Raw genomic sequence first — 24,966 nt, 5'->3', positions numbered from 1 at the left:
CTTTGTTTTCGTAACCTGAGGCAGATTCCAGCCCATGCCCCGTAAAACCTGGCGCGCCGCGCTCGCCGCATATGCCAGCCCGTCGACATTAGTGTTACTGCTGCTCGGATTCGCTGCGGGCATGCCTTATATGCTGGTCTTTTCGACCTTATCCGTGTGGTTGCGCGAAGCCGGTGTTGCTCGCGAGACCATCGGCTATGCGAGCCTGATCGGTCTTGCCTACGCCTTTAAATGGGTCTGGTCGCCCTTACTCGACCAATGGCGCCTGCCGTTTCTGGGCAAGCTGGGGCGGCGGCGCTCCTGGCTGGTGCTGGCACAGAGCCTGGTGATTCTCGGCCTGATCGGTATGGGTTTCTGCGATCCGCAAAAGCATTTGTCCTGGCTGATCGCAATTGCCGTAGTAGTGGCCTTCGCCTCCGCAACACAAGACATCGCCATCGACGCCTATCGCCTTGAAATCGCTCAGGACACCCAGCAGGCCGCCCTCGCCGCCAGTTACATGTCCGGCTATCGGGTGGCCGCACTGTTGGCGACCGCGGGCGCGCTGTACTTCGCTGAAGGTTTCGGCTCCACAGGCTTTGCTTACAAGCATTCGGCGTGGACCGGCACCTATGTGCTGTTTGGCCTGCTGATGCTGCCAGCGCTGGTCACTACGCTGATCATGCGCGAGCCACCCGTACCGTTGCGCACCCAGCTGTCGGCAGCGCGCTATGGTTTTACCCACCAGTTGGCCTCGGTGTTCGTGCTCATTGTGCTGCTGGTTTCAGTACCGGCAATGTTTACCCAGCTTTACAACACCGACTTCGCCAGCGTGCTGTTCAACGGCACCAGCTGGATGGACCTGCTGCTGGAAGACCGGGCTTTCCTGCGCGCCATTCTCTACACGCTTCTGACCTTCGCCTGTCTGTCATCAATGGGTCGTCGCGGGCTAGCGCCGGTGCTTACGCCGATCAACGACTTCATCATGCGTTATCGCTGGCAGGCCCTGCTGTTACTGGGCCTGATTGCGACCTATAGAATGTCGGACACGGTGATGGGCGTCATGGCCAACGTGTTCTACATCGACCAGGGCTTCACCAAGGACCAGATCGCCAGTGTCAGCAAGATCTTCGGCCTGATCATGACCCTGCTGGGCGCTGGTGCCGGTGGTCTGCTGATCGTACGCTTCGGCATCATGCCGATCCTGTTCATCGGCGGCTTCACCTCGGCAGCGACCAACATCCTGTTCCTGTTGCTGGCGGACATGGGCCCGAACGTGAAGATGCTGATCCTGACCATCTCACTGGACAACCTCAGCTCAGGGCTGGCGACATCAGCGTTTGTCGCCTACCTGTCGAGCCTCACCAACCTTAAGTTTTCCGCCACTCAATACGCACTGCTCAGCTCAATCATGCTGCTGTTGCCGCGTTTGCTGGGCGGTTATTCCGGCGTGGTGGTGGAGAAATTCGGTTATCACAATTTCTTCCTGATCACCGCTCTGCTGGGCATTCCAACGCTGGTGATGATCATCCTGCAATGGAGCCGCGAGATACGCACCGCGAAGGCCGAGGCACCGACAGCAGTTTCAGAGATTGAGAAGCCCTGATCGCCGGATCACTCATCAAGGAAAAAAAGTGGACACCGAAAACCAAACACGCCCTTTCAACCCCATCCCACTGATTCTTATCAGCCTGGGGATCTGGCTACCTATCATCGGCACTCTGCTGACATATTATCTGTCGCGAGACGCTGATGGCCTGTCCGGATCAATGGCCTTGGGCAGTGCGGTAGTCCTGCTCGCGCAGGTGGAAATCTTCGCGATCATCTTTCTGCTGATTTATGCGTTCGCTGTAAAGCCATGGAGACTGTCCAGAAAGATACGCACAGTGTTCTCCATCAACGCAGTAGCCGCCACTGTCGCGGGCATCGGCATTATCGTCACGCTGGCCAATATAAGCCTGCAGTAAACGCCAACTAAAAAGCCCTGATGCTCGTGAGCCAGGGCTTTTCATAGCACACGCCTCCAGCCCTCTCCAAAAGCAAAGTCTTGCAGCCTGCATGGCTGTGTTCATTGCGCCGTAAGAAACGCACTACAGCTTCTTATGAATTGGACGACGAAATCGTTAGCCACTCCCCACTACCTCACCGCGCCATGAGGAGTAATGTTGCCCGGTGATGGCCCATTGCAATTTAAGTGCGTGCCCCCGGAAAGAAGTCTATAGACTCACGCCCCTCTCTATATCAGCACTCTCTAGCGGAACGAGCGGCTGGTTTTATATAACGGAGCAACAATGTTAAAGGATCTAACGGCGCTATTTGCGCCACAAAACCGTCGCTTGATCAAGCTGACGACCGTTGCCCGTGACGAACAGGAACTCCTGCTGGAAAGTTTTTCCGGCACTGAAAGCCTGTCCGAGCTGTTCAGTTTCGAGTTGTCGATGATCAGCCACGATGCCGGCCTGGAGCTCAAATCGCAGATTGGCCAGCCTGCACAATTGGCAATAGAACTCGCCACCGGCGAATCGCGCATATTTCAGGAACAGACCATCGAAGCCGTTATCCGAACGGTATTTGCAGCCTACGGCGCATTGCCCGACTTCGAGTTTCAACTCAGCCAGCCACTCAAGACGCACAGTTACATCACCCAGTACCGTGAAAGCGATCTGACCTTTGTATTGAGGTTGCTGGAACACGAAGGCCTGTTCTTCTATTTCGATCACAATCAGGAAAAGCACACGCTGATCATTCTTGATCACTCGCGTGACCTCTCGCCCCTGCCGCAACAGCCAAGCATTCGTTATCACAGCGCATCCGTTACCGAGACAGCGGACTCGATTACCGAATGGCGCAGCCATCGACGTCTGCAATCGGGGCGCATGTCCATTCAGACATTCGACTACAAGCAGCCGCGCAATTCGCTGCCGGTTGGCATGCCGAGTCTCAACGAGCAGGGCAACGTCGACTCGTATGAAGTGTATGACGTGCTCGATCACTACAGCCACGGCACCTTCAATGACGGTGAACGCCTGGTACGTCAGCGTCTGGAGGCCATTGAAGTTCAGGGCAAGACATTCACCGGCAACAGTAACTGCCGCGCCATGTACCCTGGCCACACCTTTGAGCTGACCCAGCATTTTGATCATGATCGCGGCTCTGCTGAAGATCGCAGTTTTCTGCTGATAACGGTCAAGCATGAGGGCAGCAACAATTACCTGTCAGACGAAGACGCGGGCTACACAAACGAGTTCGTGTGCATTCGCCACAAAATCCCCTACCGTCATCCGATCACCGTCCCGCGCCCGAGCATTCCGGGCCCTCTGAGCGCCATCGTGGTCGGGCCGGAAGGTGAGGAAGTGTTCACTGATGAACTGGCGCGGATACAGGTCAGGTTCCACTGGCAGCGCGGCGACAGCCTGCCGCAAGGCACCACCTGGTTAAGAGTGGCGATGCCCAGTGCCGGTAGCGGCTTCGGGCATCAGTTCATGCCCCGCATCGGCCAGGAAGTGCTGGTGACCTTTCTGGCGGGCGATATCGACCGGCCTCTGGTGACGTCGGTGCTCTACAACAACATTAATCTGCCGCCACGCTTCAGCAAGGCCTCGGGGCTGCCCGGCAACCGCACGCTGTCGGGGATCCGCACCCAGGAACACAAAGGCAGCGGCTTCAACGAACTGCTGTTCGATGACACGCCGGGCTCGCTGCGCGCTCGCATGGGCACGACCCATCAGGCCACCGCCCTCAACCTGGGCAAACTGACCGATCCGCGTACTGACGGCACCGCTCAGCCACGCGGCAACGGCGCAGAACTGCGCACCGATGCCGCCATCGCCCTGCGTGCCGCGCAAGGCATGTTGCTGACCACCTATGCGCGTACCGACGCAAAAGGCTCACAGCTGGATCGCGAAGAGCTGCTCAAACTGCTGGCCGAGTGCGGCGAGTTGTTCAAATCCCTCGGCGAAACCGCTGCCGCGCGCGGCGGTCATGCCGTGGATGTTCAAGGCATCGACGCCTTGCGTCAGTCGCTGAATCAATGGCCCGCGCCGGACAGCAACGGCCTGGGCGACCCGGTACTGGCCATGACCGCAGCAGCAGGTATTGCCAGCGCCACGCCGCGCTCGCAGGTTCACTATGCCGGTGAACATCACGACACCACCGCGCAGAACAACCTGCAATTGACCAGCGGCGCGGCCATGCACCTGCAAGCGGGCAAAGGGCTGTCAGCCTTCGCCCAGGACGCTGGCATCAGCGCCATCGCCAACCGCGGCAAAGTGCTGGTGCAGGCCCAGGAAGACGACATCGCTCTCAATGCCCAGAAAAACCTGCATGTCTCGGCCGTCGAAGGCGAAGTGGTCATCACCGCGCCGACCATCCGCCTGGTCGCCGATGACGGCAGTTACATCAAGATTGGCGGCGGCGTCGAGATCGGCTCGCAAGGCAAAGTCACCGTGCACGCCAGCGAACACGACTGGATCGGCCCCAAGACCGACAGCGCTGCGATCCCCTCTTTCGGCCGCGACCCCGCCGCCCAGCAGGTCACCTTCCACTACCCCGGCCACAGCGAACAAAGCCCGCGGGCAGCAGCCGATCACTCGTATGAAATCAAACTGGAAGATGGCAGCCTGGTGAAAGGAATGACGAACGCAGACGGACTGACCGAGCGCGTGGAACGCGAAATGATGCATCAGGCGCAAGTATCGGCACTGCGCAGCGGCACACCGAAAGGAGGTGCCCAATGAACGGTGCCGATGAATACGCCGTTGCCCAAGGCAACACACGCCTGATCCCCAACCTCAATACCACCTGCAAAATGGAAGTGCCCGGCGATTTGCCCGGCGTAGTGATCTTTCTGCACGGTGTGAATGACCCAGGGGCGTCATACAGCATGGTGGAGAGCGGGTTGTGTCAGGGGGTGAATGAGCGGCTGGATCGGCCGGATTTGGTGGCGGGACGGTATGGGGCTGAATACGACGTTGCGAAGAAAAAACTCAGAGCCAAGCAACCGCTGGGAGATCGAGATAAACAGCTACTCGACGACCCAGACACCCATCTTTACAGACGCGATGCAGAAGACCCGAAAACTCGCAGCCTGCTGATTCCTTTTTATTGGGGATATCGGGCCGACCCTAGCGAAATCAGTCGAGACAAGAACAACAACCCCACAAAACTGCGCGACCAGTATCAAGACATACAGGGCAATCGCCTGGATCGCCATTTTGGCAAGGCCGGTGGTTATTTTGTCAATGCCACCAATAACCTGCTGGAAATGTATGACAAGGGCCTGCCACTGACCATGCGCCTTAAGATTGCCCGACTCACGCTGCCCAATACCCATTTTATGGGGGATAACCCACATCGACGTTATTACGTGCTGGCTGCTCATCGGCTCGCGATGATGGTCAAGGAGATACGCCGGGTGTCTCCCGACGAAACCATCACGATCATGGCGCATAGCCAGGGCACGTTGATCACCCTGCTGGCGCAAGCGCTGCTGGTCGACGGAGGGCATCGTTGCGCGGACACAATCATCATGGTCGACACACCCTACTGCCTGTTCCCGGAAGTCACCCCCAAAGATCAAGACACGCTAACCACACTGACCCGCATCGTGGCACAGGTGACTCAGGCACCCCACACCCAGCCGCCGCTGTCGGACCTGTGCAATCCTGCAACCTACTGCGGAAGAAGCGGCCCACAGTGGTCACCAATACAAGGGACGCGCCTGGACAGTGACCGTAACATGACGGTATTTCCCGAGCGCGATAACCGCGGCAAGGTGTACCTGTATTTCTGCCCGGACGACACCACCGTCGCGCTGGATGACGTCAGAGGCATCGGTACGTTTGGGGTGTGGGATACGCACGGTAAGGATAGCGATCGCAACCCCATGGCTGAATTGAAAGCCGTGCGCTTTTATCAACGCATGTGGACCAAACGCCACCGTGACGGGTCGCCGGTCATGGTTGGAAAGCCTCCAGGCTATGACCTGTTGCGCGCCAAAAACGAATCTCGTTATGCCGGCGACAGTTGGTTCGCAGGCCTCCTTTCGAAAGGCCCTACTGAAGAAGGGCATCGGATACTGATCAACGCTGAACAACTGTACCCACCACACGCCCCCTATATGTTTGGCGGGGAGGAAATAAAGGGTAAGCCGACCGAATCGGGTCTCGACAGACCTGACGATGCAAACAAAGCCTCTGCCGTAGGCAATCCAAGAGCCAAGCTCAGATGGCACTTTGTGCGCAACCACACTGGATCGATAGATCTGGAGCGAGAGCTCGTAGAATGGAATATGGGCAAAGCGCCAGGTCAACAGACCCGCATAATACGCAAACGAAGATTGACAGGCGACGGCGCACCGAAGCCTTCGGATACCTACGAAATACTACGAGAGGACACGCCGGACGAAATACGTGAGTTCATGGATGAAAGCAATTCGACCGAGGTGCTGGACTTCAATAGCTATCACTCGGGTCTGTTGCGAAGCCCGGAAAACCATCAATGGGTAACGGCGATGGATATCGCGATTGGTCAGGCGAAATGCTTGGACGATCCAGCAATGCGTGATGTGCTGGTGGCGATTGCGGATTGGAAGATGGATGTAAGGCAGTTTCTTAGCACCACTGAATTACCTGGCTGGGAAAATCTTAGCGCTGAAGCTCAGGCACTCGTGAAGGCCAGCCATGAGTATTATCAAAAAGGAATCTTTCCACCTGCGAGCGTAGTATCTCTGGTCCCTCCTCCCTTAGTTCAGGCCTCAATGAAAAGTGGAGGTAACCAGTGACAGACAAACGGCAAAAATCAACGCTTCGTCCAAAACTTAAGCTTTATGTCTGGATAACCGGAGTAATGCTCGCGCTATGGCTCGGCTTCGTTCTGATGGTCTATCTCAACGCACAGGAAAACAACATGGAACTTCGTGACATAAACTCGGTTACCCGCTGGGGTATTGCAGGGATTCTAGGTGCGGTTCTGCTCAGCTACAGCGGGCATTGGTGGGGCAAAGCTATTGCCAATGAAAAGCACGAACTGGCGGCTTATAAATCCGAGATTATTGCTAAGAACTCAGAACAGCAGACTGCGCAAGCACGAACATACTCACTAGAAATACGAGGCGTAGGCCTTGCAGTCAATGACTGGCATCAATCGTCTGTCTGGCGAGAAATTGCTAAAAAAAGCAACAATTTCTCATCGATATTTCCGTCGGACTCTAAAGCCTATAACCCATCATTGAGCTCGCGAGAAACTACAGCGGATATTAATACTCGGGTGGCTTTTCAGCATTCCGCAGGAGAGTCAGTAGCCTATTGGCCAATTCCAGCCTTTGCTTTAGGCCCTCCGAACCCTTACGAAAAGCCCTACCGTGCAGCGAACCTGATCAACTCTGGCCGGAATGCAGCGACCTTAGGTGTCACCCAGCTTCTCTGGCAAAACGATGAGAGCACCAACTACGCACAAAGCATGATCGAGCGCCTGTTTCAGTTTTTTGAGGCTAATCCTAAAGTTCCGCAAGCACTGATCGCAAGCGAGGACGGGGACGTCACGCGGAACATATATCGCAAACGTGGCACTCCTGGCCTGCAGAAAAATACTCAAGTAGTACCAACGGTATTTGAAAGCATGACAGGCCTGCTGGTCACCCGCTCTGACAGGGTAGATCGATATATTCGTCCCTATGCGACAAACGAGCCAGAGGACAACCAGAGCAAAGATACCGATCTAGGCAAGCTTTGGGCTTTCTACTGGGATCGGGACAAAGCATTTATGGACTGGTACGAAACTGCCGAGAAAGCGAAAGGCGTTGAAACCCCCTACGCCCCCGGAACCATGTCCACCGCCTACTGGCAATCCCAGCTCCCCACCCTCTGGAAAACCATTAGCAATCGCGGCCCCGGCAATTTCGAGCCCTCCCCTTGGTTACCTATTCGCTGGGGTCAGCATCAGGTCAAGGAGTTCGACGCTGCGCCGGTGCTTGGCTACCTGCATCGGCCAATCAAGGCTCTGATGCAGGATGAAAACGGCAAGCGCCTGAAACCTGCCTTGCAAGCCAAAGCCTTGCAAGCCGCCTGGGTAAAGGCACTAGACACACTGCCTGAGGGTCAGAAACCTGTGCGGGTGTTCTACGACAGCACCAACAACCCTGAAGCGGAAATTGCCCTCAACAATGCCCTGCACGACCTGAACAAGGACGGCCACGGTCTTGAGCTGGGCAACGTCGAAGAGGGTTACGACATCGGTCGCCGTCTGGGTAATACCGGGGTCAGCGGTGCATTGGTCGAGATCAATCTGGCTACCATCGCCAGTTACAAGGATGGCGGTGTCAGCGCCGTGGTCTACGCCGGCACCGATGGCAACCTGACCGTACAAATGGTCCGCCCGCCCGATGAAGCCCGTAAAGCGAAGAACAGCCAGAACCGCGGCGCAGATCCGTTTACCTTCGGCTCGCCAACCGGCGGGGCACCCGCAGAGTGAGTTATCCGGTCTGCCTGGGCGACGCCACCAGCAGTGGTGGCCGAGTGGTCTCCTGCCAATTGGCACGCACTCACACAATCAACGGCAAGCCTCCGGCCGTACTGGGCGACAAAGCCACCTGCCCGCTTCATGCAGGTGAGTTCGCCTTTATCGAGGGCAACCCCACCCGAAAACTGAACGGCATACCGGTGGTCCTGCACGGCCACCGACTGGCGTGCGGCTGTCAGGGTGTGGCCAGCCACGCCATGAATGTGCGAGTGATTTAGGATATTTCGTGATCAGGTCATGCAGCGCAAGTACAGGAAACAACATGGAACTGCCCCCTCAATTGGAACAAGGAAGAAACATGTACACGCGTTTTTGTCAGGCCGTCGTAGGGATGCATTTAGTCGCTGGGATGGTTCTATTAGCGGGCTGTGCGCAAGAGTCAGTGTCCCCGTGTGACGAGTTGATTGGTGACTACGCCACAAAGCCCAAGAATCAGCCAAGGATTCGTATCGAGAAAAGCGGCGAGAAGTTCTTGTTCACGCATAGCGAATCGGGTGCACAGGTCAGTGAGCCGCTCACCCCCTTACCCAACGCCGAAATAGTGGAAATGTTTGAAGGCAAGATAGTCCCGCCTCGCTGCATTCTCACCGCTGATGGTATGAAGATAATGAAGCTCCCCGCTGGCAGCGGCGTTAATCCCACAGAGGATCCCGATCGGAAACTTTCGCAGTATCCCGAGCCGACCCCATTCCTCATGGGCATATCTGCGGGAGTAGCGGCTGTACTGGGTCTTTACCCGGTGCCTCATCAAGAAAAACTCAAAGATATCGACGAGGAAGATGAGGACGACGGTTACATTTACAGTAAATAACGTACTTTTTGTGCCGGAGAGCTGAAAGGCATGTTCGTATCAACAGACGGTAAAGCGCCCGGGCATCGCTGAAGGCAGACAATCATCAATCATGAAAATAGCCTTTTCCTGAACCTGCAGATAAAGAAAAGCCCCGACTCTCACGAGCCAGGGCTTTGTCATACCGCACAAACCACTATTCCTGAACCACCCGCACAATCCGTTGCGGCAGTGGAATCTCGATGCCTGCGTCCTTCAAGCGGTCGCGTGCTTCGATGTTGAACATCGACGTCACGTCGCCCATGTCGCCACTGCTGGTCCAGACGCGCAGGGACAAGGTAATTGCGTTCTCCCCCAGCGCTGCCACCACGGCCTGTGGGGCCGGGTCCTTGAGTACGCGTGGGTCGTCTGCCATGTCCAGCAGGACCTGCAACGCTTTCCTCAGATCTGCGTCGTGGCTGACGCCGATGTCGAAGGTGATCTTGCGGGTTGGCTGACGGTTGGTGTTGGTGATGATCCCATTGGACAGGTTGCCGTTGGGAATGATCACCGTACGGTTGTCGCCGGTGCGCAGCACGGTGTGGAAGATCTGGATGTTGTCGACGGTTCCCGACACACCCTGGGCTTCGATCCAGTCACCGATACGGAACGGGCGGAACAACAGAATCAGCACACCACCCGCAAAATTCGCCAGGCTGCCTTGTAATGCCAGACCGATCGCCAGGCCAGCCGCACCGATAGCGGCCACGAACGAGGTGGTTTCGACGCCGATCATCGACGCGACGCTGACCACCAGCAGGATTTTCAGAATGATGTTCGCCAGGTTGCTGACGAAGCCCTGCAAGGCCAGGTCGGCGTTTCGCAACGCCAGCAACGCACCAAGCTTGCCGGTCAGCCGGTTGATCAGCCACCAGCCCACACACAGCGTTACGACTGCCAGCAGCAAGCGGCTGCCGTACTCCATGATCATCGGAATCCAGGCCTGCGACGCTTGCCACAGATGACCGACTTCTGCGTTTAAATCCATCGTTATCTCCTTACTCGTCACGAACTGCGATCAAAACCACGGCGGCCTGCCGTCATTTCAATGCTCAGGGCGATTCGGACTGGCCGGGGAACGCAGGGTTCCCCGGCTTTCAATGCAATGATCAGTCGCGGAAGTTGTTGAATTGCAACGGCATGCCTGAATCGTAGGCACGCAGCGCTGCGATGGCTTCTTGCAGGTCGTCGCGTTTCTTGCCGGTAACCCGCACCTGCTCGCCCTGAATGGCGGCCTGGACCTTGAGTTTGGCCTCTTTGATATGGGCGACGATTTTTTTCGCCAGTTCCTTGTCGATGCCTTCGCGCAGGGTGACTTCCTGCTTCATCAATTTGCCGGAAGCGTAGGCATCCTTGATCTCGAGGCATTTTGCGTCGATCTTGCGTTTGACCAGCGCCAGCTTGAGGATTTCGACCATGGCCTCCAGCTGGAAGTCTGCTTCTGCGGTCAGCGTGACGGTCAGTTCCTTGAACTCGAAAGTACCTTTGCCTTTGAGGTCATAGCGACGGTCCAGCTCTTTGATGGCATTGTCGACGGCATTCGTGACTTCGTGTTTATCCAATTCGGACACTACGTCGAACGAGGGCATGTATGTTCTCCAGATAAACGGCGTGCGCACGATTCGGGCACGCGTGACTTGACGGTTTGAAAGAACGCTCATTATAACGAGACTTTTCCTGCATTCACTGTGAGCCTTTCATGCACATCCTTGTTTTCACCTTCAGCAGACCGCTTCAACGCCTTAACGTGCCTCACTGATGGCGCTGACATGGCATGTTCTCGGCGCGGGAAGTCTGGGCACTCTGTGGGCGGCGCGACTGGCGCGCGCAGGCCTGCCGGTGCGGTTGATTCTTCGCAATGCTGAACGGCTGGCGGCGTATAACGCCAGCGGCGGTTGCGTGACACTGGTCGAAAACGATATCGCCCATACGTACTCGGTCGAAGCACAGACCGCCGAACATCAACAACCCATCGAGCGGCTGCTGGTAGCCTGCAAGGCCTACGACGCTGAGCATGCTGTTGCGCAGTTGGCACCGCGTCTGGCGGCTCGTGCAGACGTCATCCTGCTACAAAACGGCTTGGGCAGTCAGGACGCTGTGGCTGCAGGAATTCCCCATATCCGCTGCCTGTTCGCCTCCAGCACCGAAGGCGCGTTTCTGGAGTCGGACTGGCGTGTCAGGTTCGCAGGCCACGGTTTCACCTGGCTGGGCGATGTATCGAACCCGGTAGCCCCCTCACTTCTGCAGGACTTACACGACAGTGCAATTCCCCATGAATGGACGCCGGACATCCAGACTCGCCTGTGGCGCAAGCTGGCGCTCAACTGTGCAATCAACCCGCTGACGGTGCTGCACGACTGCCGCAATGGCGGCCTGCTCGAGCACGCCTGCGAGGTCGCTACACTGTGTGCCGAGCTGAGCGATTTGCTGGGCCGCTGCGGCCAGCCAGCGGCAGCGCATGACTTGCATGCTGAAGTGCTGCGGGTCATTCATGCAACGGCAGCCAATTACTCATCCATGTATCAGGACGTGCTTCACGGGCGACGCACCGAAATCAGCTACCTGCTGGGTTACGCGTGTGCGGCAGCCGTGCGTCATCGCTGTCCGGCAGCACACCTGCAGCAATTGCAGACACGTCTGACAGCACATCTGGCACACAAGGGTTTGCGTACTGACTAGCGCGCGCTACCCTGCTCGCATCACACGTCACTGCGACTTGCCCAATGCCTTTGCGCCAACGCCTGGAAAACCTGCCGGTAGGTCAGAAACTGCTGGCCGCCCTGCTGGTCCTGATGACCACCGTGCTGCTGGTTGCGAACCTGACCTTCATCAGCGCGGCTTATTACATCTCTCAGGAAGCGATGGCCCCGCAGGCCCTGCAGACCATTGGCCGTCTGATCAGCAGCGCCAATCTCAACGAGCGCGCCTTGAACTCGCCTGCCGATGCACGTGCCTTGCTCAAGGAACTCAAAAGCTACGGCCCGCTACGTGCAGCGGCCATATATGACAGCGACGGAGAACGACTTGAGCAGATGCAACAGGGCGAGGGCCTGCAACTGCCCAGGCACTACAAGGACCTCGAAAGCTGGCGGCTTACCGAGTTTCGCAGCACGCAGGTCATCACCGTACCGAAAGGCGACGAACCGCCCGGGCACATGTTGCTGGTTGCCAGCAGCGAGCTGCCTCCCGCGTTCTACACCGGCACGCTGACCGCGAGTCTGGGCATTCTGGTGTTCAGCGTGTTGCTGTGGCTGGTGGTGGCACGGCAGATCCGGCGCTTGATTACAGAGCCCATTTATCAGCTGGAAGAACTGTCGCGGCAGGTCACCCGCGAAGAAAACTACGCACTGCGCGCAGAGCCTGGCAACGAGGATGAAATCGGCAGTCTGGCCGAAGCGTTCAATACCATGCTGTCGCGCATCGAAGCGCGTGAGCAACAACTCAAGCGCGCTCGGGATGATTCCCAGGAAGCTTACGATCAGGCACAGGGACTGGCCGAGGAAACCCGCCATACCAACCGCAAACTGGAACTGGAAGTTCAGGTGCGCAGCAAGATCGAGAAGAAGCTTACCGGTTTTCAGAACTACCTCAACAGCATCATCGATTCGATGCCCTCGGCGATGATCGCGCTGGACGAGCAGCTGTATGTCACCCAGTGGAATCAGGAGGCAACAGCGCTGTCCGGAACCACGCTGGACGAAGCGTTGAACCAGCCGATCTTTCTGGCCTTCGAACCGATGCGCTCGTTTCTGCCGCAAATCAAGCACACCGTCGAGCGCCACAGCGTGACCAAGATCGAGCGCGTGACCTGGATCAAAAACGACGAGTCGCGCCACTACGCGCTGACGTTCTACCCGCTGACCGGCGATGCCGGGCGTGGCGTGGTGATCCGTATCGATGACATCACCCAGCGTATATCGCTGGAAGAAATGATGGTGCAGTCGGAGAAGATGTTGTCTGTCGGCGGTCTGGCCGCGGGCATGGCCCACGAGATCAACAACCCGCTGGGCGCCATCCTGCACAACGTGCAGAACATCAGGCGGCGTCTGTCTCCGGAACTGCCGAAGAACATTGAGCAGGCCGAAGCCGATGGTGTAGACCTGGCACAGGTCAATCATTACCTGGAAAGCCGCGAAGTACCAAAACTGCTCGATGGCATCCAGCAAGCGGGGGCCAGGGCAGCAAAGATTGTCAGCCACATGCTCAATTTCAGCCGCTTGAGCAGTCGTCAGCTGTCAGCCTGCGACTTGCCGGCGTTGATCGATCAGGCTGTGGAAATTGCCAGCAACGATTTTGACCTTACCGTCGGTTTCGACTTCAAGGGCCAGCACATCATCCGTCAGTTCGACCCGGAACTGGGTCCGGTACCGTGCATCGCCAACGAACTGGAGCAGGTGCTGCTGAACCTGCTGAAGAACGCCGCCCAGGCCATTCACCAGCGCCCGGAGAGCGAGGAGCCTGGACGCATCATCCTGCGTACCCGTCTCAACCCGCCCTGGGCCGAAATTCAGGTGGAGGACAACGGCATCGGCATGTCCGAAAACGTCCGCAAGCGTACTTTCGAACCGTTCTTTACCACCAAGGAAATTGGCCAGGGCACCGGGCTGGGTCTTTCGGTGTCGTACTTCATTGTTACCAATAATCATAAAGGCCAGATGGAGGTGCATTCCTCTCTCGGCACAGGCACCTGCTTTACACTGCGTCTACCGCTGGTGGCCAACCAGGTAAGCGTTCAGCAGCAGGTTATTTCCAAGTCTTGATCAGGAATCGCAGCAATGGGCTTTCGTTTGTCGAAGATTTACACACGCACCGGTGATGCCGGAGAGACCGGTCTGGGCGACGGTCGACGGGTGTCCAAGGATCATCCGCGCGTCGAGGCCATTGGTGAGGTCGATACGCTCAACAGCCAGCTCGGCCTGTTGCTGGCCGGACTGATCGATGAGGCCAGAAGCGTGCCGGCCCTCAACGAAGTGATCGAGGTGCTCGCGCCTTGCCAGCATCGACTGTTCGATCTGGGGGGCGAACTGGCGATGCCGACTTACAAAGCCCTGAATGGCGCGGAGGTCGAGCGGCTGGAAGCGGCAATCGATGTGTGGAATGAAGAGCTGGGGCCGCTGGAAAATTTCATCTTGCCAGGCGGCTCTTCGCTGATCGCTCAAGCGCACATCTGCCGCAGCCTGGCGCGCAGTGCCGAACGCCGTTGCCAGCATCTGAACGCGGTCGAGCCACTGGAAGGCGCCGGGCTGGCGTATATCAACAGGCTGTCGGATTTGTTGTTCGTCGCAGCTCGGTTGATCGCCAGAAGACAGGGCATCGCGGAAATACTCTGGCAGCCCGCGCCCAAGCCGGTTTGATCGGCGCCACGAGGCTTATCGCTCCCCCCGCGGTGTAATGCATTTTCATGACGCTCTACGCGACTATCGTGCGATGCTTCGCGTCGGCATGCCGTTCAGGACGCTCTGCGTCCTCTGTAGCAACTCAGACGATCTCGTCAGGCCAGAACGCGCGGATCCCGGCCACGCCCTGTGCGCCGCTTTCCCAGGCCTGTTGGCGCAGCGCAGGGCCTACGCCGCCCAGCAGAAAGACGGGCTTGTTGAAACCTGCTATCAATCGGATGGCCTGCTCCCAACCCAGCGGCTGTGCATCGGGATGAGTCAGGGTGGGCTGAACCGGTGACAGGGTGACGAAATCCACGCCCATCTGTTCGGCCAGGGCCAGCTCTTCGGCGTTATGGCAGGAAGCAGCCAGCCAGCGGTTCTCAGGGAACGGACGTCCACGACTGGCGTACTTGCGCAATTGCTCCGCCGTCAGGTGCCAACCGGCGGACGGAAAGTCGCCCAGCCACTCCAGAGGCCCTTTGAGCATGAGCTGCGCCTTGCCGGCACACAGACCCGCCGCATCCACGGCCAGGTCACGGTACTTGGGGTCGTAACCACCCGGCGCACGCAACTGGACCAGTTTGATGCCGCCTGCGATGGCTTTCTGCATACCGCGCAACAGCTCGATATTGTCCAGCCCGTCAGGCGTGATCAGATACTCGCCGGGCAAACGTGCCGCGGCGACAATTGGCTGGTTGGCGGCCGGAAAGTCGTAGTCAGGCAGCTCTCGCGGAGCCGCCCAGACCAGTGGCTGCCCTTCAGCACCATGCGGCTCGCCGGTAAATGCCGAAACTTCCCAGACATCCAGCAATACCTGCTTGTCCGCATAGTCGTGACAGACCTTGATCAATGGGCGCGCTGCCGTGACCTGAATCCCCAACTCTTCCTGGAGTTCACGTGCGAGTGCGGCCTGGACGGTCTCACCCTCTTCGACCTTGCCGCCGGGAAACTCCCAGAGGCCACCTTGATGCTGAGTGTCGGCACGTCGGGCAATCAATACACTGCCGTCAGCGCCACGAATGACGGCGGCAGCCACATGAACTCGTTTCACGATCAGGACTCCTGCAGACCGGCCTGCTGCCAGCGCTTGAAAGCGGGCCACTGGTAGATGGTTTCGATATACGCCAGTGCCTCTGCCGGCAACTGGACGTGATAGCCGCGCAGACGAATAGCCACCGGTGCGAAGAACGCATCAGCAATGCTCGGCTTGCCAAACAGAAAAGGACCACTTTCGGCGGCGGCAGCGCGACATTCGGCCCACAGCTCGACAATGCGGTCGATATCGTTCTGGGTGTCGACGGTGATCACTTCCAGCGCCTTATCCTGACGCAGGTCCATTGGCATGTTCGAGCGCAGATTGACGAAGCCGCTGTGCATCTGCGCGCACGCCGAACGGGCCTGGGCACGCGCGGCGGTGTCACGCGGCCACAGCTCGACGTCCGGGAAGCGCTCGACCAGATATTCACAGATCGCCAGCGAATCGATGATCGTGCCGTGCTCACACTGAAGCGCAGGCACCTTGCCGGTCGGCGAATACTTGAGAATATTCTCGCGGGTGTCCGGCAGGTTCAGGCGGATGACTTGATCGGTGAACGCAGCACCGGTCATTTCCAGCACCAGCCAGGGACGCAGCGACCAGGAGGAATAGCGTTTGTCGCCGATAATCAGATGCAGGCTCATGGTTCAGCTCCATTGAGCCCGGCGCGAAGGCGGGATGCCCGCGCGCCGGGCATTGAATCAGGTGCGATATTCCGCGTTGATCTTCACGTATTCGTGAGAAAGGTCGGTAGTCCAGATGGTTTCGCTGCAATCACCGCGACCCAGCTCGATACGAATGGTGATTTCTTCTTCGGCCATTACCGCCGAGCCCTGCTCTTCGGTGTAGGTCGTGGCGCGGCAGCCCTGGCTGGCAATGCATACGCCGCCCAGGAATACGTCGATCTTGCTCACGTCCAGGTCCGGCACGCCAGCGCGGCCGACAGCCGCCAGAATACGCCCCCAGTTCGGATCGGAGGCGAACAGCGCGGTCTTGATCAGCGGCGAGTGGGCCACGGCATAACCGACGTCCAGGCACTCCTGATGATTGCCGCCACCGTTGACTTCTACCGTCACGAACTTGGTCGCACCTTCGCCATCACGCACGATGGCCTGAGCGACATCCATGCACACGTCGAACACGGCTTTCTTCAACGCGTCGAACAACGGGCCCTTGGCCTCGGTGATCTCGGGCAGATCAGCCTGACCGGTGGCAATCAGCATGCAGCAATCGTTGGTCGAGGTATCGCCATCGATAGTGATGCGATTGAAGGATTTGTTGGCTCCGTCGCGAATCAGGTCCTGCAGTACGCTCTGCGACACTTTGGCGTCGGTGGCGATGTAGCCAAGCATGGTCGCCATGTTCGGGCGAATCATGCCTGCGCCTTTGCTGATGCCGGTTACTGTGATGGTTACGCCATCGTGGGTGAACTGACGGCTCGCGCCTTTGGGCAGGGTGTCGGTGGTCATGATGCCGGTCGCCGCAGCGGCCCAGTTATCCACAGACAGATCATCAAGCGCGGCTTGCAGCGCGCCTTCGATTTTTTCCACAGGCAACGGCTCGCCGATCACACCCGTTGAGTAAGGCAGCACTGCTGATGCGTCGACGCCAGTCAGTTGCGCCAGCTTTTCGCAAGTACGTCGCGCAGCAACCAGACCTGGTTCGCCCGTGCCTGCGTTGGCATTGCCGGTGTTGGTCAGCAAATAACGCACCGTGCCCTGAACGCGCTGCCTGGCCAGGATGACTGGCGCGGCGCAGAACGCATTCAAGGTGAATACACCGGCAACGCTGGAGCCTTCGGCACAGCGCATGACCACAACATCCTTGCGCCCTGGGCGTTTGATGCCGGCAGAAGAAATGCCAAGTTCAAAACCGGGAACCGGGTGCAACGCAGGCAAAGGACCAAGACCAACAGCCATCGGGGTGCTCCTCAAGGAGTATGGCGCCGTCCGCATCGGTACGGCGATCAATGAAAAAACGCCGCGACGGGCAAGCCGGTCGCGGCGCAGGTATTACACAGTCAAAGGCCTAGTTGATCTGGCCGTGACAGTGTTTGAATTTCTTGCCCGAACCACACCAGCACAGCTCGTTGCGACCCAGTTTCTGGTCGTTGCGGACCGGCTCGGATGCGACGGCTACAGGCGCTTCGCCACCCTCTTCATCCGGCAGCGGCTGGTCGATGCCCGGCGCAGGAGCGTGTTCGAACTGCATACGACTGGCCAGTTCTTCGGCTTCCTGACGCAGGCGCGCCTCTTCTTCCTCTGGATCTTCGCGACGAACCTGAACATGCGAAAGTACACGGATGGTGTCGCGCTTGATCGAATCCAGCAGCTCCTGGAACAGCGTGAAGGACTCGCGCTTGTATTCCTGCTTCGGGTTCTTCTGAGCGTAGCCGCGCAGGTGGATACCGTGACGCAGGTGGTCCATGGTCGACAGGTGATCTTTCCACAGGTCGTCCAGCACGCGCAGGAGGATCTGCTTCTCGAAGGAACGCAGGGCTTCGGCGCTGGCCTGGTCTTCCTTCTCGTTGTACGCCACCAGCAACTGCGCCATGATTTTTTCGCGCAGGCTGTCTTCGTGCAGGTTGTCGTCTTCGTCCAGCCACTGCTGGACGGGCAGTTTGACGGCAAAGTCGGTGTTCAGCGCGGCTTCCAGACCGGCAACGTTCCACTGCTCCGGCAGGGATTGCGGCGGAATATGCTGACTGATGAGATTATTGAGCACTTCCTCACGGAAGTCAGCGATGGTCTCACCAATGTTCTCGGCAGCCAGCAGCGTGTTACGCATGTGATAGATCACTTTGCGCTGCTCGTTGGCCACGTCATCGAACTCGAGCAATTGCTTGCGGATGTCGAAGTTGCGACCTTCCACTTTGCGCTGCGCTTTTTCGATGGCGTTGGTCACCATGCGGTGCTCGATAGCCTCACCGGACTGCATGCCCAGCGCCTTCATGAAATTCTTCACGCGGTCCGAGGCGAAGATACGCATCAGGCTGTCTTCGAGCGACAGGTAGAAGCGGCTGGAACCGGTGTCACCCTGGCGGCCGGCACGGCCACGCAGCTGGTTGTCGATACGGCGCGATTCGTGGCGCTCGGAGGCAATAACGTGCAAGCCACCCGCTTCGATCACTTGCTGATGGCGTTTCTGCCAGTCAGCCTTGATCTGTGCAATTTGCTCAGGGGTTGGGTCTTCCAGATTGGCGACCTCTACTTCCCAGTTACCGCCCAACAGGATGTCGGTACCGCGACCCGCCATGTTGGTAGCAATGGTCAAAGCACCCGGACGACCGGCCTGCGCGATGATTTCTGCTTCTTTTTCGTGGAACTTGGCGTTCAGAACCTTGTGATCGATGCCTTCCTGCTTGAGCAGATTGGACATGTGTTCCGAGGTTTCGATGGTCGCCGTACCTACCAGCACAGGGCGGTTCTCTGCAATGCAGGCCTTGATATCGGTAACGATGGCTGCGTACTTCTCTTCCGCCGTCAGATAGACGAGGTCGTTGAAATCTTTACGCGCCAACGGCTTGTTCGGCGGGATGACCATGACGGCCAGGTTGTAGATCTGGTGGAATTCGAACGCTTCGGTGTCGGCCGTACCGGTCATGCCGGACAGTTTGTTGTACAGACGGAAGTAGTTCTGGAACGTGGTCGATGCCAGGGTCTGGCTTTCGGCCTGAATGTTCAGGTTTTCCTTGGCTTCGATGGCCTGATGCAGGCCCTCGGACAGGCGACGGCCCGGCATGGTACGGCCGGTATGCTCGTCGACCAGCAGAACCTGACCGTCTGCAACGATGTACTCGACGTTGCGGTTGAACAGTTTGTGCGCACGCAGACCCGCATAAACGTGAGTCAGCAGGCCCAGGTTGTGCGCCGAGTACAGGCTCTCGCCTTCAGCCAGCAGGCCGACTTCGGTGAGCATTTCCTCGATGAACTGGTGACCGGCTTCGTTCAGCTCAACCTGACGGGTTTTCTCGTCAACGGTGAAGTGGCCCGGTTTGGTGACTTCGCCTTCCACTTCCTCGATATGCTGCTCGAGCTTGGGGATCAGGCGGTTGATTTCGGTGTACAGCTTGGAGCTGTCTTCGGCCTGACCGGAGATGATCAGCGGCGTACGCGCTTCGTCGATCAGAATCGAGTCGACTTCGTCGATTACGGCGAAATTGAGTTCGCGCTGGAACTTGTCGTCCATGCTGAACGCCATGTTGTCGCGCAGGTAATCGAAGCCGTATTCGTTATTGGTGCCGTAGGTGATGTCGGCAGCGTAAGCGGCGCGTTTTTCTTCCGGCGGCTGGAATGGCGTTACGATGCCTACGGTCAGACCGAGGAATTCGTACAACGGGCGCATCCAGTTGGCATCGCGGCGAGCGAGGTAGTCGTTCACGGTGACTACGTGAACACCCTTGCCGGACAGCGCATTGAGGTACACAGCCAACGTACCGACCAGGGTTTTACCTTCACCGGTACGCATTTCCGCGATCTGACCTTCGTGCAGGGTCATGCCGCCGATCAACTGAACGTCGAAGTGGCGCATGCCCATGACGCGCTTGCCCGCTTCACGAGCGACAGCAAAGGCTTCAGGCAGCAATTGATCCAGGGTCTCGCCTTTGGCTATGCGGGCCTTGAACTCTTCGGTCTTGGCGCGCAATTGCTCGTCCGAAAGGGCCACCATTTGCTCTTCGAAGGCATTGACGATCTGTACCGTCTTGAGCATGCGTTTTACTTCACGCTCGTTCTTGCTTCCAAAAAGTTTTTTCAACAAAGGCGCAAACATATCGACAGGATCTTCCACACATAGGAATGGAGGGCGGCCCCGTGAGTCGCCCGTGCAGCCCAGATGGCCGCATGCGAACGAGCATTCTACCCGGAAACGATGGTGAGGAAAGTGGCGTTATTCCACGATGCTGGCACAGCGCTGTTACGGGGCAGGTTTACAATGGGGCCAATTTCAAGCACTTCAACCCATAATCCGGGGAAGTTACTCATTGATTTGCATATGAAAGCACGGAAATGCCCTGAAAAGCAGCCGTTAGAACGCTTTCTGTTAAGATGTTCATCTTGTTACCAGGCACTCCACCATGGCCTTTCGTCCTCTGAACGCCCGCCCGCCCGCGGTTCTGCTGCGTGAAGCCAAGCCCCTGAAGGCTATATTTCGCCACGCCGAACGCCTTAGCCATTTGCAGCGCCTGCTCGAAAGTCAGCTGCAACCAGCCGCGCGCGAGCATTGTCGTGTGGCCTCGTGGCGCGAAGGCACCTTGTTGCTGATCGTGACGGATGGTCACTGGGCCACGCGCCTGCGCTATCAGCAGAAGCGCCTGCACCGGCAACTGATGGCCTTCGACGAATTCATCAACCTGACGCGCGTTGTCTTCAAGGTGCAGCCACCTGAAGCCCCGCGTGGAGCGGCCACGCACACCATCGACCTGTCTTCGATTGCCGCCGAGAACATTCAGGCCACCGCCGAGGGCATCACTGATCCCAAGCTGCGGGCCGCACTTGAGCGGCTGGCCAGCCATGCCAAGGACAAGAAATAGCGTCTGAGTGATTTTCGCCAGATCCTCTGCGCAACTGACTTTCCCAATGAAGCCAATAAAAAAAGGCCACCCGAAGGCAGCCTTTAAAGAACAAAAGGAAAGAGAGTAAAGCTTGCCTACACAGCCGCGACAGGGCGCATGTAGGAAATAGGTGCCGTACTGGCATCCTCGAAAGTCACCACTTCCCAGGCGTCTTTCTGCTCGATCAACGTGCGCAGGAGACGATTGTTCAGTGCATGCCCCGATTTGAAGCCCCGGAACTCACCAATCAGGCTATTGCCCAGCAGGTAAAGGTCACCGATGGCGTCGAGGATTTTGTGTTTGACGAATTCGTCCTCGTAACGCAGGCCGTCTTCGTTCAGTACGCCGTCCTTGTCGACCACGATGGCGTTTTCCACACTGCCGCCGAGTGCGAGGTTGTGCTTGCGCAGGTACTCGATGTCACTCATGAACCCGAAGGTCCGGGCACGGCTGACTTCCTTCACGAAGGAAGTGCTGGAAAAGTCCACGCTTGCACTCTGGGTGCGATCACGGAAGACGGGGTGATCGAAATCGATCTCGAAACTGACCTTGAACCCTTCGAAAGGCACGAAAGTAGCGCGTTTACCGCCCTCCTCCACTGTGACTTCACGCAGGATGCGGATGAATTTCTTCGGCGCGTCCTGTTCTTCCAGGCCAGCCGATTGAATCAGGAATACGAAAGGGCCTGCGCTGCCGTCCATGATAGGAACTTCGGAGGCAGAGAGCTCGACGTAGGCGTTATCGATGCCAAGGCCAGCCATGGCCGAGAGCAGGTGTTCTACCGTGTCAACTTTGACATCACCATTGACCAGAGTGGTCGACAGAGTGGTGTCGCCGACGTTTTCCGCACGCGCAGGGATCTGCACGACGGGGTCAAGGTCAGCTCGGCAAAACACAATGCCGGTATTCACAGGTGCGGGCTTGAGGGTCAGGTAAACCTTCTCCCCGGAGTGCAGGCCTACACCTGTGGCACGGATAATATTTTTCAGGGTGCGTTGTTTAATCATGGCATGGGCCGCTTCAGCGCAAGTTGCGAACTGGTATCAACAAAGGCTGGCGATGATAGCAGACCATGCCTTTGCTGAACACCAATCACCCTAATACCCCTGATACATTTCATCAATCGGCCTGACGACGCAGGAAAGCCGGGATATCCAGGTAATCCAGATCATCGTTAGGGTTCATCTTCGCCGCTGCGGTAGCGCCTGCGTGTGCCTGATTGCGCATCACGGTAGGACGGTCCAGATCGCGGTAGTTGACCGACGGTGCTTCCTGACGCGACGCCTGCTGGGCAGGAGCCTGCTGGGTGGTCTGCAGCGTGTTGTCGATGACCTTGACCGGCTTCTCGATTTTCGCGCCCAGGCCGGTGGCAACCACAGTCACGTGCAACTCGTCACGCATGTCCGGATCGATAACCGTACCGACCTTGACCATAGCGTGCTCGGAAGCGAACGCTTCGATGATGCTACCCACGTCAGAGTACTCACCCAGCGACAGGTCAGGGCCGGCAGTGATGTTGACCAGGATGCCGCGAGCGCCCTGCAGGTTGACGTCTTCGAGCAACGGGTTGCGAATGGCCGCTTCGGTGGCTTCACGTGCACGGTTAGGACCGCTGGCGCAGCCAGTACCCATCATCGCCATGCCCATTTCGCTCATCACGGTACGGACGTCGGCGAAGTCGACGTTGATCATGCCCGGACGCTTGATGATGTCGGAGATACCGCGAACGGCACCAGCCAGTACATCGTCAGCCTTGGCGAAAGCCGACAGCAGGCTGGCGTCTTTACCCAGGATGGTCAGCAGCTTCTCGTTGGGGATGGTGATCAACGAGTCGACGCTTTCGGACAGCATGCGGATGCCTTCATCGGCGATCTGCATACGCTTGCGACCTTCGAACGGGAACGGACGGGTCACGACTGCGACCGTCAGAATACCCATTTCCTTGGCCACTTCAGCAATGATCGGTGCTGCACCGGTACCGGTACCGCCGCCCATGCCAGTGGTGATGAAAACCATGTTGGTGCCCTGCAGAACTTCTGCAATGCGCTCACGATCTTCCAGTGCGGCCTGACGACCGACTTCAGGGTTGGCGCCAGCGCCAAGGCCTTTGGTCACGCCGGTGCCCAGTTGCAGAATGGTCCGCGCGCCAATGTTTTTCAGCGCTTGAGCATCTGTGTTGGCGCAGATGAATTCCACGCCTTCGATGTTGCTCTTGACCATGTGATTGACAGCGTTTCCGCCACCACCGCCTACACCGATAACTTTGATAACCGGGCTTTGCGGGACGTTGTCTACGAGTTCGAACATTTCTCTCTCCTTCCGCTTTCTAGTTAGTTTTGCCTACTGCCTGCCGATATTGCTTTTGAAGCCCTGAATCTGAAGCTGTGAAACTTTTAAACGTTGAAACTTAAAAATTGCCCTGCACCCAACGCTTGATACGCTCAAGCACCGGTGCCTTGGTTTCGTCGCTGTAACTGCTGTTGCCGACCATCCCGGACAGCGAAATGCCGTCCGACTGCTTTTGCAGCCCGTACATCAACAGGCCTACGCCAGTCGAGTAGATCGGGTTGCGCACGACATCAGCGAGCCCTTTGACGCTGTGCGGCACGCCAAGGCGCACCGGCATGTGGAAGATTTCCTCGGCCAGTTCGACCGCACCTTCCATTTTCGCTGTGCCCCCGGTCAGCACGATGCCGGCCGGGATCAGGTCTTCGTAACCGCTGCGGCGCAGCTCGGCCTGGATCAGGGTGAACAGCTCGTCGTAACGAGGCTCTACCACTTCGGCCAGGGCCTGACGCGACAGCTCGCGAGGTGGACGGTCGCCCACACTCGGTACTTTGATGGTTTCACCGGCACCGGCCAGTTTGGCCAGGGCGCAGGCGTAGCGAATCTTGATTTCTTCGGCGTACTGGGTCGGGGTACGCAACGCCATGGCGATGTCGTTGGTGACCTGATCGCCCGCAATCGGGATAACCGCCGTGTGACGAATGGCGCCTTCGGTGAAGATCGCGATGTCGGTCGTACCGCCACCGATATCCACCAGGCACACGCCCAGCTCTTTCTCGTCATCGGTAAGTACGGAATACGCCGACGCCAGTTGTTCAAGAATGATGTCGTCAACTTCCAGACCGCAGCGACGCACGCACTTCTCGATGTTCTGCGCGGCGTTCACTGCACAGGTCACGACGTGAACCTTGGCTTCCAGACGTACACCGGACATGCCCAAAGGCTCGCGCACGCCTTCCTGGTTATCGATCACGTAATCCTGAGGAAGGGTGTGCAGCACGCGCTGGTCGGCAGGAATGGCCACCGCCTGAGCAGCATCGAGCACACGCTCCAGGTCCGCAGAACTGACTTCGCGATCACGAATCGCCACGATGCCGTGCGAGTTCAGGCTGCGAATATGGCTGCCTGCAACGCCGACAAATGCCGAGTGAATACGGCAACCCGCCATCAGCTGCGCTTCTTCGATTGCGCGCTGGATCGACTGCACGGTCGACTCGATATTCACTACCACGCCCTTCTTCAGGCCGCGGGAGGGATGGGTACCGATACCCACGATTTCCAGCGAGCCATCGGCCGCGACTTCGCCTACCAGTGCCACCACCTTGGAGGTACCGATATCCAGCCCGACGATCATTTTGCCGCTTTGCACGTTTGCCATGGTCCTGCCTCT

General features: G+C 57.9%; 20 protein-coding genes. 11 read left to right on the top strand and 9 right to left on the bottom strand.

The genetic code is table 11. From position 1 onward, the window contains the following. Positions 1-34: 34 nt before the first annotated feature. From RYB09_RS07300 to RYB09_RS07270, 7 genes are all read left to right on the top strand, one after another. Positions 35-1,585, top strand: a complete 1,551-nt coding sequence (locus tag RYB09_RS07300; RefSeq protein ID WP_002555028.1) for an AmpG family muropeptide MFS transporter — start codon at positions 35-37, stop codon at positions 1,583-1,585. Positions 1,586-1,613: 28 nt separating this feature from the next. Continuing rightward, positions 1,614-1,946 carry a hypothetical protein gene (locus RYB09_RS07295; RefSeq protein WP_004656474.1) on the top strand — a complete coding sequence of 111 codons (333 nt, stop codon included), beginning with the start codon at positions 1,614-1,616 and terminating at the stop codon, positions 1,944-1,946. A 324-nt stretch (positions 1,947-2,270) separates the two neighbouring features. Then, positions 2,271-4,715, top strand: a complete 2,445-nt coding sequence (locus RYB09_RS07290; RefSeq protein WP_316887739.1) for a type VI secretion system Vgr family protein — start codon at positions 2,271-2,273, stop codon at positions 4,713-4,715. Continuing rightward, the gene (locus tag RYB09_RS07285) at positions 4,712-6,760 is read left to right on the top strand and encodes a DUF3274 domain-containing protein (RefSeq protein WP_122259147.1); all 2,049 of its coding nucleotides are present in this window, start codon (positions 4,712-4,714) and stop codon (positions 6,758-6,760) included. The genes RYB09_RS07290 and RYB09_RS07285 overlap by 4 nt, the downstream gene beginning before the upstream one ends. Next, on the top strand, positions 6,757-8,448 hold the full coding sequence (locus RYB09_RS07280; protein ID WP_193601004.1) for a DUF2875 family protein: 1,692 nt from the start codon (positions 6,757-6,759) through the stop codon (positions 8,446-8,448). The genes RYB09_RS07285 and RYB09_RS07280 overlap by 4 nt, the downstream gene beginning before the upstream one ends. Continuing rightward, entirely contained in the window at positions 8,445-8,714 is a 270-nt protein-coding gene (locus RYB09_RS07275) for a PAAR domain-containing protein (RefSeq protein ID WP_122259146.1), read from the top strand. Before RYB09_RS07280 ends, RYB09_RS07275 begins: the two co-directional genes overlap by 4 nt. Positions 8,715-8,794: 80 nt before the next feature. Beyond that, on the top strand, positions 8,795-9,307 hold the full coding sequence (locus RYB09_RS07270; protein ID WP_122259166.1) for a hypothetical protein: 513 nt from the start codon (positions 8,795-8,797) through the stop codon (positions 9,305-9,307). A 175-nt stretch (positions 9,308-9,482) separates the two neighbouring features. On the opposite strand, the gene RYB09_RS07265 is transcribed toward RYB09_RS07270, so the two are convergent. Then, positions 9,483-10,313 carry a mechanosensitive ion channel family protein gene (locus RYB09_RS07265; RefSeq protein WP_058407945.1) on the bottom strand — a complete coding sequence of 277 codons (831 nt, stop codon included), beginning with the start codon at positions 10,311-10,313 and terminating at the stop codon, positions 9,483-9,485. Positions 10,314-10,434: 121 nt separating this feature from the next. Beyond that, positions 10,435-10,914, bottom strand: a complete 480-nt coding sequence (locus RYB09_RS07260; protein ID WP_316887735.1) for a YajQ family cyclic di-GMP-binding protein — start codon at positions 10,912-10,914, stop codon at positions 10,435-10,437. Between the two features lie 169 nt (positions 10,915-11,083). Between RYB09_RS07260 and RYB09_RS07255 the strand changes: the two genes are divergently transcribed. The 3 genes from RYB09_RS07255 to RYB09_RS07245 are packed head-to-tail and all read left to right on the top strand — an operon-like array spanning position 11,084 to position 14,679. Beyond that, positions 11,084-12,004 (top strand): putative 2-dehydropantoate 2-reductase, encoded by a 921-nt coding sequence (locus tag RYB09_RS07255; RefSeq protein WP_219170156.1) that lies wholly within the window; start codon positions 11,084-11,086, stop codon positions 12,002-12,004. Between the two features lie 44 nt (positions 12,005-12,048). Continuing rightward, entirely contained in the window at positions 12,049-14,085 is a 2,037-nt protein-coding gene (locus tag RYB09_RS07250) for an ATP-binding protein (protein ID WP_058400723.1), read from the top strand. A 15-nt stretch (positions 14,086-14,100) separates the two neighbouring features. After that, positions 14,101-14,679 carry a cob(I)yrinic acid a,c-diamide adenosyltransferase gene (locus tag RYB09_RS07245; protein ID WP_058400722.1) on the top strand — a complete coding sequence of 193 codons (579 nt, stop codon included), beginning with the start codon at positions 14,101-14,103 and terminating at the stop codon, positions 14,677-14,679. Positions 14,680-14,803: 124 nt separating this feature from the next. Here the strand turns inward: RYB09_RS07245 and RYB09_RS07240 are convergent, their stop codons facing one another. From RYB09_RS07240 to secA, 4 genes are all read right to left on the bottom strand, one after another. Beyond that, positions 14,804-15,754, bottom strand: a complete 951-nt coding sequence (locus RYB09_RS07240) for a Nudix family hydrolase (RefSeq protein WP_219170160.1) — start codon at positions 15,752-15,754, stop codon at positions 14,804-14,806. Between the two features lie 2 nt (positions 15,755-15,756). Continuing rightward, entirely contained in the window at positions 15,757-16,383 is a 627-nt protein-coding gene (locus RYB09_RS07235) for a glutathione S-transferase family protein (protein WP_122259142.1), read from the bottom strand. A 57-nt stretch (positions 16,384-16,440) separates the two neighbouring features. After that, on the bottom strand, positions 16,441-17,658 hold the full coding sequence (gene argJ, locus RYB09_RS07230; protein ID WP_316887733.1) for a bifunctional glutamate N-acetyltransferase/amino-acid acetyltransferase ArgJ: 1,218 nt from the start codon (positions 17,656-17,658) through the stop codon (positions 16,441-16,443). A gap of 109 nt (positions 17,659-17,767) precedes the next feature. Continuing rightward, the gene (secA, locus tag RYB09_RS07225) at positions 17,768-20,509 is read right to left on the bottom strand and encodes a preprotein translocase subunit SecA (protein ID WP_005733433.1); all 2,742 of its coding nucleotides are present in this window, start codon (positions 20,507-20,509) and stop codon (positions 17,768-17,770) included. Positions 20,510-20,813: 304 nt separating this feature from the next. Between secA and RYB09_RS07220 the strand changes: the two genes are divergently transcribed. After that, positions 20,814-21,269, top strand: a complete 456-nt coding sequence (locus RYB09_RS07220) for a DUF721 domain-containing protein (protein ID WP_316887731.1) — start codon at positions 20,814-20,816, stop codon at positions 21,267-21,269. Positions 21,270-21,385: 116 nt separating this feature from the next. Here RYB09_RS07220 and lpxC read toward each other — a convergent pair whose 3' ends face one another. The 3 genes from lpxC to ftsA all read right to left on the bottom strand — a co-directional run bounded on the left by lpxC (position 21,386) and on the right by ftsA (position 24,954). Beyond that, complete coding sequence (gene lpxC / locus RYB09_RS07215) at positions 21,386-22,297, bottom strand: UDP-3-O-acyl-N-acetylglucosamine deacetylase (protein ID WP_002555040.1); 912 nt, start codon at positions 22,295-22,297, stop codon at positions 21,386-21,388. Positions 22,298-22,409: 112 nt separating this feature from the next. Next, positions 22,410-23,597: a cell division protein FtsZ gene (gene ftsZ / locus RYB09_RS07210; RefSeq protein ID WP_002555041.1), complete on the bottom strand. Its 1,188-nt coding sequence runs from the start codon at positions 23,595-23,597 to the stop codon at positions 22,410-22,412. A gap of 100 nt (positions 23,598-23,697) precedes the next feature. Beyond that, entirely contained in the window at positions 23,698-24,954 is a 1,257-nt protein-coding gene (gene ftsA, locus RYB09_RS07205; RefSeq protein WP_002555042.1) for a cell division protein FtsA, read from the bottom strand. Between the last annotated feature and the right edge of the window lie 12 nt (positions 24,955-24,966).

It is taken from the genome of Pseudomonas syringae group sp. J254-4, assembly GCF_032586855.1.
Classification (GTDB): domain Bacteria; phylum Pseudomonadota; class Gammaproteobacteria; order Pseudomonadales; family Pseudomonadaceae; genus Aquipseudomonas; species Aquipseudomonas amygdali.
Note: the sequence above shows the minus strand (reverse complement) of the source record. Positions and strands in the feature narration are given on the sequence as shown.

Coding starts and splice junctions, on each gene's coding strand:
- RYB09_RS07250 (WP_058400723.1), top strand. CDS start 12,049: ATGCCTTTGCGCCAACGCCTGGAAAACCTGCCGGTAGGTCAGAAACTG.
- ftsZ (WP_002555041.1), bottom strand. CDS start 23,597: ATGTTCGAACTCGTAGACAACGTCCCGCAAAGCCCGGTTATCAAAGTT.
- RYB09_RS07235 (WP_122259142.1), bottom strand. CDS start 16,383: ATGAGCCTGCATCTGATTATCGGCGACAAACGCTATTCCTCCTGGTCG.
- RYB09_RS07265 (WP_058407945.1), bottom strand. CDS start 10,313: ATGGATTTAAACGCAGAAGTCGGTCATCTGTGGCAAGCGTCGCAGGCC.
- RYB09_RS07220 (WP_316887731.1), top strand. CDS start 20,814: ATGGCCTTTCGTCCTCTGAACGCCCGCCCGCCCGCGGTTCTGCTGCGT.
- secA (WP_005733433.1), bottom strand. CDS start 20,509: ATGTTTGCGCCTTTGTTGAAAAAACTTTTTGGAAGCAAGAACGAGCGT.
- RYB09_RS07260 (WP_316887735.1), bottom strand. CDS start 10,914: ATGCCCTCGTTCGACGTAGTGTCCGAATTGGATAAACACGAAGTCACG.
- RYB09_RS07285 (WP_122259147.1), top strand. CDS start 4,712: ATGAACGGTGCCGATGAATACGCCGTTGCCCAAGGCAACACACGCCTG.
- lpxC (WP_002555040.1), bottom strand. CDS start 22,297: ATGATTAAACAACGCACCCTGAAAAATATTATCCGTGCCACAGGTGTA.
- RYB09_RS07290 (WP_316887739.1), top strand. CDS start 2,271: ATGTTAAAGGATCTAACGGCGCTATTTGCGCCACAAAACCGTCGCTTG.
- argJ (WP_316887733.1), bottom strand. CDS start 17,658: ATGGCTGTTGGTCTTGGTCCTTTGCCTGCGTTGCACCCGGTTCCCGGT.
- RYB09_RS07270 (WP_122259166.1), top strand. CDS start 8,795: ATGTACACGCGTTTTTGTCAGGCCGTCGTAGGGATGCATTTAGTCGCT.
- RYB09_RS07245 (WP_058400722.1), top strand. CDS start 14,101: ATGGGCTTTCGTTTGTCGAAGATTTACACACGCACCGGTGATGCCGGA.
- RYB09_RS07300 (WP_002555028.1), top strand. CDS start 35: ATGCCCCGTAAAACCTGGCGCGCCGCGCTCGCCGCATATGCCAGCCCG.
- RYB09_RS07255 (WP_219170156.1), top strand. CDS start 11,084: ATGGCGCTGACATGGCATGTTCTCGGCGCGGGAAGTCTGGGCACTCTG.
- ftsA (WP_002555042.1), bottom strand. CDS start 24,954: ATGGCAAACGTGCAAAGCGGCAAAATGATCGTCGGGCTGGATATCGGT.